The organism is Streptomyces gilvosporeus (assembly GCF_002082195.1).
GTDB classification, from domain to species: Bacteria; Actinomycetota; Actinomycetes; order Streptomycetales; family Streptomycetaceae; genus Streptomyces; species Streptomyces gilvosporeus.
On record NZ_CP020569.1, the window covers coordinates 5,956,592 to 5,968,615 of the forward strand.

12 protein-coding genes are annotated in these 12,024 nt (G+C 74.0%); 8 read left to right on the top strand and 4 right to left on the bottom strand.

Annotation, left to right across the window (positions count from 1 at the left end; genetic code table 11):
• Positions 1–216: 216 nt before the first annotated feature.
• Positions 217–948 (top strand): ferritin-like fold-containing protein, encoded by a 732-nt coding sequence (locus tag B1H19_RS26720; protein ID WP_083107288.1) that lies wholly within the window; start codon positions 217–219, stop codon positions 946–948.
• A 68-nt stretch (positions 949–1,016) separates the two neighbouring features.
• On the opposite strand, the gene B1H19_RS26725 is transcribed toward B1H19_RS26720, so the two are convergent.
• From B1H19_RS26725 to B1H19_RS26740, 4 genes are all read right to left on the bottom strand, one after another.
• Positions 1,017–1,316 (bottom strand): hypothetical protein, encoded by a 300-nt coding sequence (locus tag B1H19_RS26725; protein WP_083107289.1) that lies wholly within the window; start codon positions 1,314–1,316, stop codon positions 1,017–1,019.
• Positions 1,317–1,546: 230 nt separating this feature from the next.
• On the bottom strand, positions 1,547–1,774 hold the full coding sequence (locus tag B1H19_RS26730) for a DUF3107 domain-containing protein (protein WP_030071939.1): 228 nt from the start codon (positions 1,772–1,774) through the stop codon (positions 1,547–1,549).
• Between the two features lie 162 nt (positions 1,775–1,936).
• The gene (locus B1H19_RS26735; RefSeq protein WP_083107290.1) at positions 1,937–2,584 is read right to left on the bottom strand and encodes a TetR/AcrR family transcriptional regulator; all 648 of its coding nucleotides are present in this window, start codon (positions 2,582–2,584) and stop codon (positions 1,937–1,939) included.
• Between the two features lie 148 nt (positions 2,585–2,732).
• Positions 2,733–2,951: a hypothetical protein gene (locus B1H19_RS26740; protein ID WP_083107291.1), complete on the bottom strand. Its 219-nt coding sequence runs from the start codon at positions 2,949–2,951 to the stop codon at positions 2,733–2,735.
• A 136-nt stretch (positions 2,952–3,087) separates the two neighbouring features.
• Between B1H19_RS26740 and B1H19_RS26745 the strand changes: the two genes are divergently transcribed.
• From B1H19_RS26745 to moeZ, 7 genes are all read left to right on the top strand, one after another.
• Positions 3,088–4,104, top strand: a complete 1,017-nt coding sequence (locus tag B1H19_RS26745; RefSeq protein ID WP_083107292.1) for an alpha/beta fold hydrolase — start codon at positions 3,088–3,090, stop codon at positions 4,102–4,104.
• 8 nt (positions 4,105–4,112) lie between these two features.
• On the top strand, positions 4,113–5,489 hold the full coding sequence (locus tag B1H19_RS26750) for a DUF3152 domain-containing protein (protein WP_083107293.1): 1,377 nt from the start codon (positions 4,113–4,115) through the stop codon (positions 5,487–5,489).
• A 339-nt stretch (positions 5,490–5,828) separates the two neighbouring features.
• Positions 5,829–7,595: a DUF3492 domain-containing protein gene (locus tag B1H19_RS26755; protein ID WP_083107294.1), complete on the top strand. Its 1,767-nt coding sequence runs from the start codon at positions 5,829–5,831 to the stop codon at positions 7,593–7,595.
• Positions 7,592–8,728, top strand: coding sequence for a hypothetical protein (locus tag B1H19_RS26760; protein WP_083107295.1), 1,137 nt, complete (start codon positions 7,592–7,594; stop codon positions 8,726–8,728). The genes B1H19_RS26755 and B1H19_RS26760 overlap by 4 nt, the downstream gene beginning before the upstream one ends.
• Before the next feature lie 243 nt (positions 8,729–8,971).
• Entirely contained in the window at positions 8,972–9,934 is a 963-nt protein-coding gene (locus tag B1H19_RS26765; protein ID WP_083107296.1) for an NAD-dependent epimerase/dehydratase family protein, read from the top strand.
• Positions 9,922–10,710 (top strand): spherulation-specific family 4 protein, encoded by a 789-nt coding sequence (locus B1H19_RS26770; RefSeq protein ID WP_083107297.1) that lies wholly within the window; start codon positions 9,922–9,924, stop codon positions 10,708–10,710. Before B1H19_RS26765 ends, B1H19_RS26770 begins: the two co-directional genes overlap by 13 nt.
• A 93-nt stretch (positions 10,711–10,803) precedes the next feature.
• On the top strand, positions 10,804–11,982 hold the full coding sequence (moeZ, locus tag B1H19_RS26775) for an adenylyltransferase/sulfurtransferase MoeZ (RefSeq protein WP_083107298.1): 1,179 nt from the start codon (positions 10,804–10,806) through the stop codon (positions 11,980–11,982).
• Positions 11,983–12,024 lie beyond the last annotated feature (42 nt).

Below are 12,024 nucleotides of genomic sequence, written 5' to 3' on the forward strand. Positions count from 1 at the left end.
GCATCCGCTTTCGTGGAGAGACCCACCGACTCCTCGGCAGGTCCTTTATCACTCTACCCCGGATATCGCTCCGCATCCGAAGGCTTGTATGAGTGAGAAATACGTCACCCGCCGGCGCACCCCGGCGCGCGGGCCGTGCGGCCCGCTCATGCGCGCCTGCACTTGGTGGCTGACCAGGGCCTTACCGGAGCCGCCGGGCGGGCTATTGTGCCGGTCATGGAGACGCCTGACACCGCCGACGCGCACGCACTCACCGGGATCGCCGCCCAGGACTGGGCGCAGGCATCCGAGGACCCGCATTACCGGGCCGCCGTGATCGATCTGCTCGGCGCGCTCGCATACGGCGAGCTGTCCGCCTTCGAGCGCCTGGCCGAGGACGCCAAGCTCGCCCCGACGATGGACGACAAGGCCGAACTGGCCAAGATGGCCTCGGCCGAATTCCATCATTTCGAGCGGCTGCGGGACCGCCTCGCGCAGATCGAGGCGGAGCCGAACGAGGCGATGGAGCCGTTCGCCGCGGCGCTGGACGAGTTCCACCGCCAGACTGCGCCGTCGGACTGGCTGGAGGGCCTGGTCAAGGCGTACGTCGGCGATTCGATTGCCAGTGACTTCTACCGCGAGGTCGCCGCCCGCCTGGACACCGACACCCGCGATCTGGTGCTGGCCGTGCTCGACGACACCGGGCACGCCTCCTTCGCCGTGGAGAAGGTGCGCGCGGCGATCGAGGCCGACCCGCGGGTCGGCGGGCGGCTGGCGCTGTGGGCGCGGCGGCTGATGGGCGAGGCCCTCTCGCAGGCGCAGCGGGTCGTCGCGGACCGCGATGCGCTCTCGACGATGCTGGTCGGGGGCGTGGCCGACGGTTTCGACCTGGCCGAGGTGGGCCGGATGTTCTCCCGCATCACCGAGGCGCACACCAAGCGGATGTCGGCGCTGGGCCTCGCGGCGTAGCGCACCGCCCCGCGGGACGCGCCCCGCGGGTGCGCGGCACCCGGTCACCGCCGGCCTCCGGGGCCGCGTCAGGCCGTCCGGTGCCCCTTGAGGGGCGGGGCCGGCCTGACGCGGCCCCGGAGTCGCGGCGGGCGCGGGCGCAGCAGCAGCGAGAGCAGCGCCGCGCCCATGGCCAGCGCGGCGAGCAGCACCAGGACGGGATACCCGGGGCCCAGGATGGAGCGGGTCAGCAGCGCGCCGAGCAGCGCGGCGACCGGGCCCGTGGCCAGCGTCAGGGTGCGTGAGGGGAACCGGTCGGCGAGCCAGTGTGTGGCGGCCAGGGCGATGACGAGTCCGATGAGGACGGCGCCGAGCGCTTCCCAGATCATGGAGTCCCCTCCCGCGTGACAAGGCCGACAAGCGTGATGTCGCCGACCGGACGAACAATCCGGACGAACACGTCGGTTGTTTCCGGTCGTACCCAGCGGGCGGTGCGGGCAACCCTCCCGTGCGCCATGCGAGCGGACCGGAAGAACGGCGAAGGGCGGCGCCCGGAGAGAAAGATCTCCGGGCGCCGCCCTCGTGCGTTTCTCGGCGCCGCAGCGCGGCGCCCGCAGGCTCAGAGCTGACCGAAACCGACCTTACGGGCGGTCGGCTCGCCGATCTCCACGTACGCCAGCCGCTCCGACGGGACCAGAACCTTGCGGCCGTGGTCGTCCACCAGGCTCAGCAGCGTCGCCTTGCCGCTGAGCGCATCGGCCACCGCGTTCTCGACCTCTTCGGCGGACTGCCCGCTCTCCAGAACGATCTCGCGGGGTGCGTGCTGCACGCCGATCTTGACCTCCACGGCTTATGTCCCTCCGACGGTCTGGGGGTCCCCCCGGCGTCGGAGGGACATGGTGCGCGGCCGTCCGCGCGGTACCCAGCACACATTAGCCCGGCTCGGGGACGTACAGGACGCCGTGGAACACGCCCGCAGCGAACATCATCGCCGCGCGGCACCCGCCGGTCAGTGCGTCGGCGGCTCCGCGCCGTGCAGCGGGAAACCGGCGATGCCCTTCCAGGCGAGCGAGGTGAGCAGCTGCACCGCGGTCTCGCGCGGCACCGAGCTCTCCGAGGACAGCCAGTAGCGCGCCACCACCTGGGAGACCCCGCCCAGGCCCACGGCCAGCAGCATCGCCTCGTTGCGCGCCAGACCCGTGTCCTCCGCGATCACCGCGCTTATCGCCTCGGCGCACTCCAGCGAGACCTTGTCCACCCGCTCGCGCACGGCCGGCTCATTGGTCAGGTCCGACTCGAAGACCAGCCGGAAGGCGCCGCCCGGGTCCTCGACGTAGGCGAAGTAGGCGTCCATCGTGGCCGCGACCCGCTGCTTGTTGTCGGTCGTCGACGCCAGCGCGGTGCGCACACCGTGCAGCAGCGCCTCGCAGTGCTGGTCCAGCAGTGCGAGATACAGGTCCAGCTTGCCCGGGAAGTGCTGGTAGAGCACCGGCTTGCTGACGCCCGCCCGCTCGGCGATGTCGTCCATGGCGGCCGCGTGGTAGCCCTGCGCGACGAACACTTCCTGGGCCGCGCCCAGAAGCTGATTGCGCCGGGCACGGCGTGGCAGGCGTGTGCCCCGCGGTCGCGCCGCCTCGGTCTGCTCGATGGCGCTCACGCTGCCTCCCAGAAGTTGTTCCGTACGCGGCCGGCACAAGAGGGTGCACCGCGCCCGCCATCGTACTTTTGGGTAACGCGGCTGTGCGTGGTCCCAGGCCAGAATTTCTGCCGGGGACCGCCGGTCGAAGCCGACATAACGGCCCAGGTCATCGGTATTCGTCTTCGTTGATCTCCACCACACGGGCCTGTTCGGCGAGATCCGCCTCATTTGCGGCGGTGCGGTCGGCGCCGGTCAGGGGTTCGTCGTGCTGCGGTGCGAGCTCGGCGTGCTGTTCGGCGGCGTCGCTCTCGGGCGCTTCCACGTCGAATTCCGTCATGTCGCTGTCGTCCTCAAACGTGTCCGGTTCGGTCGGATCGGCGGGCATGTTGGCTCCCTTTCTCGCACAGGGGCCGGGGCGGCTGCCCTTGATACGAGCCTAGGAGAGGGGCACCGGCAGCGCGATGCGGTGTGTGACCGCGAACACACAATCGGGGGCGTGATCGTCTCGTAACATCGACTGCATGTCTTCGACCGACTCGCCGGACACCCGTGCCACCGCTCCTACGGTGCCCCCGGCCGGGCCCGGGCCCCGGGCGGGCGCGGTGGAGACGGTGCGCTCCGTGGGCCTGTCGGGGCTCTCCCTGTCCGTGCGCGCTCCCGCGCCCGACGGCGAGGCGGCACCGGACGGCGCGGCGGCATCCGACGGGCGCGAGCCCGCCCTCTACGTCCACGGGCTCGGCGGGTCCTCGCAGAACTGGTCGGCGCTGATGCCGCTGCTCGCCGACCGGCTCGACGGCGAGGCGCTCGATCTGCCCGGCTTCGGCCATTCGCCGCCCCCGGACGACGGCAACTACTCCGTCGCCGCGCAGGCCCGCGCGGTCATCCGCTATCTGGACGCGACCGGCCGCGGCCCGGTCCACCTCATCGGCAACTCCATGGGCGGCGCCGCCGCGGCCCGGGTGGCGGCGGCCCGCCCGGATCTGGTGCGCACCCTCACCCTGATCTCACCGGCGCTGCCCGAGCTGCGGCCGCAGCTGACGGCGGTGCCCACCGCGCTGCTCGCGGTGCCCGGCGTGGCCCGGCTCTTCTCCCGGCTCACCCGCGACTGGAGCCCCGAGCGCCGCACCCGCGAGGTGATGGCCCTGTGCTACGGCGACCCCGCGCGGGTCACCCCCGAGGGGCTGCGCAACGCCGTCGACGAGTATGCGCGGCGGCTCCAACTCCCGTATTTCTGGGAGGTGATGGAGCGTTCCGCCCGCGGGCTGGTCAACTCCTACACGCTCGGCGGGCAGCACAATCCATGGCGTCAGGCCGAACGGGTACTGGCCCCGACGCTTCTCGTCTACGGTGGGCGCGACCGTCTGGTCGCGCCCCGGATGGCGCGGCGGGCGGCCACGGCGTTCCGTGGTTCGCGGCTGCTGATGCTGCCGGAGGCGGGGCACGTGGCGATGATGGAGTACCCGGAAGCGGTGGCGCGGGCGGTGCGCGAACTGCTCGATGCCCACCCCGACGAGACCGCCGATGCGGGCAGGAGCTGACACGCGCCGTGGGACGCCATAGCCGCCGGGGCCGGCCGGAGGCCGCAGACGATTTTCCGGGGACGTCCGGCCCCTCGGGCCCGCCGCACGGCACGGCCCCCGCGCCGGGCTCCGGCTCCGGCCGCCGTCGCCGCCAGGAGCCCCCTGGCGACCCGGCCGCCGAGGTCCGCAGCGGCCACCCCGAACAGCGCGAGCCCGGCGGCGGCTGGGGTGATCTCCCGGCGCCGCAGCCGCCGGACGCACCGCGCATCCCCCGCCCGCGGACGGCCGGGGCGCCGGGCACTCCGATGGGCGGCCGCGCCGCGCCGGGCGCGGTCCGGGGCGTCGTCGGCGGGCCGTACGGCGCACCGGGGCCGCGGGCGGAGTATGTCGACGCCTTCGACGACGACGTCTTCCGGGCCGGCGCCCCCGCCCCCGCGGCGGGCGCCCGGACCGAGGGGATACCGGCCGGCGGCCGCTTCACCGGACGGTCGGTGGTCTTCGACCGCGACGAGATCGATGCGCTGGACGCGGAGCCCGGATACGACGGGGACGACGCGGACGATCCGGCGGATCCCGGGGCGCCGGACCGCGCCCGTCCGGGCACCAAGGGCCGCACCGTCACCGGCGCGGCCGCCGCTGCGGTGACGACCGTGCTCGCCGTGGTCATCGCGGGCCAGGTCGCCGACCGGCACAAGGACGACGGATCGCCGCAGCATCCGGTCGGCACGGACCACGGCGACGGGGCCGACGGCGAGGCGTCGCGCTCGCACGACCGGCCCGCCCAGGACGCCAAGGCCGCCTCGTACACGACGCAGATGGCGCAGCGTTTCCCGCTGGATGCCCGGCTGACGGCCAGCGGGAAGTTCCAGCCGGTGGGCGGGGACGCCAAGGCGCCCGGCCACGGCAAGGTGCTGCGCTACCGCGTCGATGTGGAGCAGGGGCTGCCGCTGGACGGCGACCTCTTCGCCGAGGCGGTGCACAAGACCCTCAACGACGACCGCAGTTGGGCGCACGGCGGGGTGCGGACCTTCCAGCGGGTGGCGTCCGGCCCCGCCGACTTCGTCATCACGCTGGCCAGTCCCGGGACGACGGCCAAGTGGTGCGCCAAGTCCGGTCTGGACACCGCCGAGGAGAACGTCTCCTGCGATTCGGCGGCCACCAACCGGGTCATGATCAACGCCTACCGGTGGGCGCAGGGCGCCAAGACCTACGGCCCCGACAAGATGCTCGCCTACCGCCAGATGCTCATCAACCACGAGGTCGGCCACCGCCTCGGGCACAACCACGAGGCGTGCCGCAAACAGGGCGCGCTCGCGCCGGTGATGATGCAGCAGACGAAGTTCCTGACGACCGACGGGGTGACCTGCCGGCCCAACTCCTGGCCGTATCCGGCCGCCCGGTGAGCCCGGCGCGATGAGCACGCCGGGCGCCCGGTGGAGCGCGATCCGGTCGACACCGTGTACGGCCGCCCCGAACACCCCTGCACCCAGGGGCTGCCGGCGGCCGTGCCGGTGCGCGTTCCCGGCCCCGCCGCAGATCGGCGCGCACCGCGGGCCGCCGCCTGACAGGCACATAGCGCGGCGAAACGCCCCTAGGGGTGGAAAGTCACGCGCGTTCACCCCTTCCGGTGGCGCGATGGACAACCGTCCATCACGCCACCGGGCCGGTTGCATAGCTTCTTCCTGCAGGTGACGGCCATGCCGTCGGCCCAGTGACACCGACAGGAAGGGCGGGGTGCACTCGTGCGCATCGCACTGCTCACCGAGGGTGGCTACCCGTATGCGACCGGTGCGTCGCACGCGTGGTGCGACCGGCTCGTGCGCGGGCTCACCAGCCATGACTTCGCGGTGTACGCCCTGACCACCCACCCCCGCCAGGAGACCGGACACCCGCCCGCGCTGCCCGCCCATGCGCGCCTGGCGCACACCGCGCCGCTGTGGGGCGCCTTCCCCGAGGCGCACCGCCGGGCCGCCGAGGAACGCCGCGGCCGCCTCTGCAAACGCCGCGAACGGCGGCTGTTCGCCGAGCACTTCGGCGCCCTCGCCGCGGCGCTGACCTGGGAGCGTCCGCCCGGAACCGGCCCCGGCGACGGTCCCATGATCGACAAGGCGGACCGTTTCGCCGCCGGTCTCTACGGCCTCGCCGACCTCGCCCGCAGCCACGGCCGGCTGCCCCGCCTGCTGCGCTCCGAGGACGCCGTACGCATCCTGCAAGCCGCCTGCCGCGGCCCCCGCGCCCTGCCCGCCGCCCACGGCGCCCCGCTGCGCGATCTGCTCACCGTCACCGAACACCTCGAACGCGCCCTGCGCCCGCTCTCCCTGGACTGGTACGGACCGGCGCCCGGCGGCCTGGACGGCGCCGACCTGTGCCATGCCGCCGCCGGTGGCGCGGCCGCCCTCCCCGGGCTGCTGGCCAAACGCTTCTTCGGCACCCCGCTGCTGGTCACCGAGTACGGCGTACGGCTGCGCGAGCACTACCTCGCACGCGCCACAGCACCCCTGACCGCGCCGGTGCGCGCCCTGCTCGCCGCCTTCCAACGGGCGCTGGCCGCCGAGATCTACGCCCAGGCGGCGCTGATCACCCCCGGCAACACCCACGCCCGCCGCTGGCAGCTGCGCTGCGGCGCCGACCCCGCCCGGCTGCGCACCGTCTACGAGGGCATGGACGCCACCGCCTTCGCCGCCGTCGGGGACACCGCGGCCCACGACTCCAAGACCCTGGTATGGGTCGGCGCCCTCACCCCCGACAAGGACATCGTCGGCCTGCTGCACGCCTTCGCCGACATCCGCCGGGCCGAACCGGAGGCCGCCCTGCGCATCATCGGCACCACCGGCGGCCCCCGTTCGCCCGCCTACCGCGCCCAGTGCCAGGCGCTGGCCGCCCAGCTCTTCCCCGACGAGGCCGCCGACGACCGCACGGCCGGCGAGAACCCGGTCAGCTTCGAGGAGGTCGGCGAGCCCGACGTGCCCACGCTGGCGGACGCCTACGCCGCCGGTGCCGTCCTGGTGCTCTCCAGCGTCGTCGAGGGCTTCCCGCGCTCCCTGGTGGAGGCGATGTTCGCCGGTCGCGCCACGGTCTCCACCGACGCCGGAGCGGTCTGCGAGGTGATCGGCGGCACCGGCCTGGTGGTCCCGCCGCGCAATCCGCGTGCCCTGGCCGAGTCCTGCCGCGCCCTGCTGGCCGACCCCGGCAGACGCGCCCGGCTGGGCGCGGCGGCGCGTGCGCGGGCGCTCGAACTGTTCACCGTGGAGCAGAACATCGCGGCATTTCGTGGCATCTACCTGGAGCTGATCTCCCACGCCCCGGGGCGCCCGGCCGCCGCCGAAGGCGCACCGCGGCCGTTCGACAGCCCCGCCGAATCCCACGTCCCCGGCCGCTGGGCCGCGGCGCCCGTGGGACACACGCCCAGCTGGGCGGCGGGGGAGGAACGGACCGACGACGAGGAGATGGCCGGGGCGGCCGCCGCCCCGACCGCCGTCCCGTCCGCAGGGAGAGGAGAGGGATCATGACCGTGCCCACCCGCAAGGAGGCCGTCGCGCGCCCCGGGCGCCGGGGCCCCGCCGACCCCGTACGGGCCCTGATGCACCGCCACCGCGAGCTGTGCGAACACGCCGTCGACCCGCTGGAGATCGCCGCCGCCCTGGAGGACTGCGGCGTCACCGACCGCACCGCCGCCCGCTTCCGCCACCGCGACGTCTTCTCCCTGGCCGAGGAGCTCTACGCCCGCGTACCGCGCGTCGAGACCGGCCCGTGCCCGGTGGCCGCCGGGCACGCGCCCGTACCGCGCTCCCGGGGCGTGCGCACCGCGCTCCAGCTGCTGCCCGGCGCGGTGTGCGCCGCGGCCCTCGCCGCGTTCGCCGCCACCGCACCCGCAACTCCCCTGGCCCGCCCGGCCGTCGAGGCGGCCGGTGTGCTGCTCGTCGCCCTCGCGCTGCGGCTGGCCCTGCGCACCGGCCCGCTGCGGGTGCGCGAGGCGGGCCTGCCGACGCTGCTGGTCTGCTGGACCACCGGCCAGGCGGTCTACGGGCACTGGCTGCTGACCGAACTGCTCGGCGGCGGCCCCCACCTGCCGCTGCACCCCCGGGCCGCCGCCGCGAGTGTCCTGGGCCTGGTCTGCGCCGTCGCGCCCGCCGCCGGGTGCGCCCGCTGGTTCGCGGTGCGCGGCCGGCGCGGCCTGGCCGCCAGCCGCGACCTGGCCGAACTCGCCTCCCGGGTACGGCCGTTGCTCCTCGGTGCCACCGCCGCCTTCCTGGTCGCCCAGGTGGCGCTGCTGGCCGCCGCCCGGGCCGTCCTCGGCGGCACCGGAGCAAGGGACCTGGCCGCGGCCGCCGCCCTGGGGACGCTGCTGTTCCTCGCCCGGCTGCTGGCCGTCCACGGCTTCCGCGGCGCCGCCGCGACGGGCCTGGCCACCGCCGCCGTCCTGGAGGCGCTCGCCTGCGCCTCGGTGCTGCTGGCCCGGATCCCCCGTCTGAGCCCGGCCGGCGCCCCGGTGGAGACGCTGATCCGCCACGCCGGACCCGCCGCCGTCCCCGCCCTCGCCTGCACCGTCGCGGCCGCCGGCCTCCTCGCGTACGGCCTGCGCGCGCTGACCGGAGCCTGGGCGCACTCGCCCGCCGCGGCCACCGAGGCGGACCGGCCGTGACCCTCCCGACGTCTCCCCGCCCGCACCACCGAGCCCCCTCACCCCACGCACCACGCCCGGAGCGGCACCCCGACACGGCCGCCCGGTCCTCTTCGCCGCACCCCCCCACCCCCACGTGGCCCCCGCCCTGCGGGCGGACGCCGATCCCGCGGCCGAAGCCGGTTCACTTCCCTCGATCCGCCTTAGGAGCACGACCATGAACCTCCAGCCCACCGCACACCACGGGCACCAGGAGGCCGCACGATGAGGGTGCTGCTCATCGGCGCCAACGGCTACCTCGGCCGCTTCGTCGCCGACCGCCTGCTCGCCGACCCCGCCGTCCAGCTCACCGCGCTGGGCCGCGGCGACGACGCCGACGTCCGCTTCGACCTGGCCACCGGCAGCCCCGGGGCGCTCACCCGCTTCCTCGACGCCGTCCACCCCGGCGTGATCGTCAACTGCGCGGGCGCCACCCGCGGCGGCGCCCGCGAACTGACCCGGCACAACACCGTCGCGGTCGCCACCATCTGCGAATCCCTGCGCCGCAGCGGCTGCGGCGCCCGCCTGGTCCAGCTGGGCTGCGCCTCCGAGTACGGGCCCTCCCAGCCCGGCTCCTCCACCGCCGAGGACGCGGTGCCGCGCCCCGGAGGCCCCTACGGCGTGAGCAAACTGGCCGCCACCGAACTGGTCCTGGGCTCCGGCCTGGACGCCGTCGTCCTGCGGATCTTCTCGCCGGTCGGCCCCGGCACCCCGGCCGGCTCCCCGCTCGGCCGGCTCGCCGAGGCGATGCGCCGCGCCATGCAGTCCGGCGACAGCGAGCTCAAACTCGGCGGACTCGGCGTCCAGCGAGACTTCGTCGACGTCCGCGACATCGCCCGCGCCGTGCACGCCGCCTCGCTGTCCGCCGCCCAGGGCGTGGTCAACATCGGCACCGGCCGCGCCGTACGGCTGCGCGAGGCCGCCTCCGTCCTGGCGCGGGTCGCCGGCTTCGGCGGCGCCCTGCACGAACTGGACTCCCCGCCCGCGCGCCTGGTCATCCCCGGCCCCCAGGGCGGCCCCGACCACCCGGTGGAGCGGCCGCCGGCCACCTACCCCTACCCCGACGGCTGCGGCACCTGGCAGCAGGCCGATGTGCGCACCGCCCGCGACCGGCTCGGCTGGCGCCCGCGGATCGGGCTGGAGGAGTCCCTCGCAGACATCTGGATGGAGGCCGCATGTCGTATCTGACCACTCCCACCGGCCTCACCCGCGCCCCCACCGGGCCCGCCCCGCTCGGCGTCGGCGTCCCCGGCTTCGCCCATCCGCTGCTCGCGCCCACCGAATGGGCCGAGCTGCTGCGCTGCTGCCGGGGCGCCGGGACCCGGGGCGTCGCGCCCGTCCACTGGGCGGTGCTCGATGTCGCCAACGGCCCCGGGGCCCGGCCCGACCCGCATTGCCTGCCCGCCGTCGCGCGCCTGCGGGAAACCGGTGTCCAGGTGCTCGGCCACCTGGACACCGGGCGCGGCGCCCGTCCCTTCGGCGAACTGATCTCCGATGCGCACCGCTTCCTGGAGTGGTACCGCGTCGACGGCTTCTGGCTGGACCGCTGTCCCACGGACCGGACACTGCTGCCCGCCATCCGGAAGGCCGCCACCTGCCTGCGGGCCCTGCGTGAGGACGTCTATCTGGTCTTCGCCCACGGCAGTCACCCGTGCCCCGGCTACGCCGAGTCCGCCGACCAGCTCGTCACCTTCGCCGGCGCCTGGTCCGACTACCGCTTTTCGCAGGTCGCCGAGTGGACCGCCGACTATCCGCCGGAGCGGTTCTGCCATCTGGTGCACGGCGTGCCCCGCACCCATCTGGACGAGGCACTGCGCATCGCCCGCTGGCAGGGCGCAGGGACCGTGTACCTCACCGACCGCCGGTCCGCCGTGCCGACGGGCACCGTCGGGGATGCCTGGGAGTCACTGCCCGGCCACTGGGACGCATTCGTCTCGCGCATCGGAACAGGTGTCTCGGAATGAAGAAGCGCGTGGCAGTGTTACAGGGATGCTCCCCGCATCGGCGGGGACGGTCCCCGTACCGAAATACCGACCAACCCCTTTGATGAGGTCTCCGTGTCGCTGCCACCCCTGGTCGAGCCCGCAGCCGAGCTCACCGTAGACGAGGTCCGCAGGTACTCCCGCCACCTGATCATCCCCGACGTGGGGATGGCCGGGCAGAAGCGGCTGAAGAACGCCAAGGTGCTGTGTGTCGGCGCCGGCGGCCTGGGCTCGCCGGCGCTGATGTACCTCGCCGCGGCCGGCGTGGGCACCCTGGGCATCGTGGAGTTCGACGAGGTCGACGAGTCGAACCTCCAGCGCCAGATCATCCACAGCCAGGCGGACATCGGCCGCTCCAAGGCCGCGTCCGCCAAGGACACCGTCCTGGGCATCAACCCGTACGTCACGGTCAACCTGCACGAAGAGCGCCTGGACTCCACCAATGTCATGGAGCTCTTCGCCCAGTACGACCTGATCGTCGACGGCACGGACAACTTCGCCACCCGCTACCTGGTCAACGACGCCTGCGTGCTGCTGAACAAGCCGTACGTCTGGGGTTCGATCTACCGCTTCGACGGCCAGGCATCGGTCTTCTGGTCCGAGCACGGCCCCTGCTACCGCTGCCTGTACCCCGAGCCCCCGCCGCCGGGCATGGTCCCCTCCTGCGCCGAGGGCGGCGTCCTGGGCGTGCTGTGCGCGTCCATCGGCTCCATCCAGGTCAACGAGGCCATCAAGCTGCTCGCCGGGATCGGCGACCCGTTGGTCGGCCGCCTGATGATCTACGACGCGCTGGAGATGACCTACCGCCAGGTCAAGGTCCGCAAGGACCCGAACTGCGCGGTCTGCGGGGAGAACCCCACCGTCACCGAGCTGATCGACTACGAGGCCTTCTGCGGCGTCGTCTCCGAGGAGGCCCAGCAGGCGGCCGCCGGCTCGACGATCACTCCGCGGCAGCTCAAGGAGTGGATCGACGCCGACGAGAAGATCGACATCATCGATGTCCGCGAGCCGAACGAGTACGAGATCGTCTCCATCCCCGGTGCGCGGCTGATCCCGAAGAACGAGTTCCTGATGGGCACCGCCCTCCAGGACCTGCCGCAGGACAAGAAGATCGTCCTGCACTGCAAGACGGGCGTCCGCTCGGCGGAGGTGCTGGCCGTCCTGAAGTCCGCGGGCTTCGCCGACGCCGTCCACGTCGGTGGCGGCGTCATCGGCTGGGTCAACACCGTCGAGCCGGAGAAGCCGGTCTACTAGGCGAGGGTGACGCGTACGACGCGGTGACGCGCACGACGTGGT

Excerpts from the sequence above, each read along its gene's own strand:
- B1H19_RS26745 (WP_083107292.1), top strand. The coding sequence starts at position 3,088 with ATGTCTTCGACCGACTCGCCGGACACCCGTGCCACCGCTCCTACGGTG.
- B1H19_RS26770 (WP_083107297.1), top strand. The coding sequence starts at position 9,922 with ATGTCGTATCTGACCACTCCCACCGGCCTCACCCGCGCCCCCACCGGG.
- B1H19_RS26725 (WP_083107289.1), bottom strand. The coding sequence starts at position 1,316 with ATGATCTGGGAAGCGCTCGGCGCCGTCCTCATCGGACTCGTCATCGCC.
- B1H19_RS26740 (WP_083107291.1), bottom strand. The coding sequence starts at position 2,951 with ATGCCCGCCGATCCGACCGAACCGGACACGTTTGAGGACGACAGCGAC.
- B1H19_RS26765 (WP_083107296.1), top strand. The coding sequence starts at position 8,972 with ATGAGGGTGCTGCTCATCGGCGCCAACGGCTACCTCGGCCGCTTCGTC.
- B1H19_RS26720 (WP_083107288.1), top strand. The coding sequence starts at position 217 with ATGGAGACGCCTGACACCGCCGACGCGCACGCACTCACCGGGATCGCC.
- B1H19_RS26760 (WP_083107295.1), top strand. The coding sequence starts at position 7,592 with ATGACCGTGCCCACCCGCAAGGAGGCCGTCGCGCGCCCCGGGCGCCGG.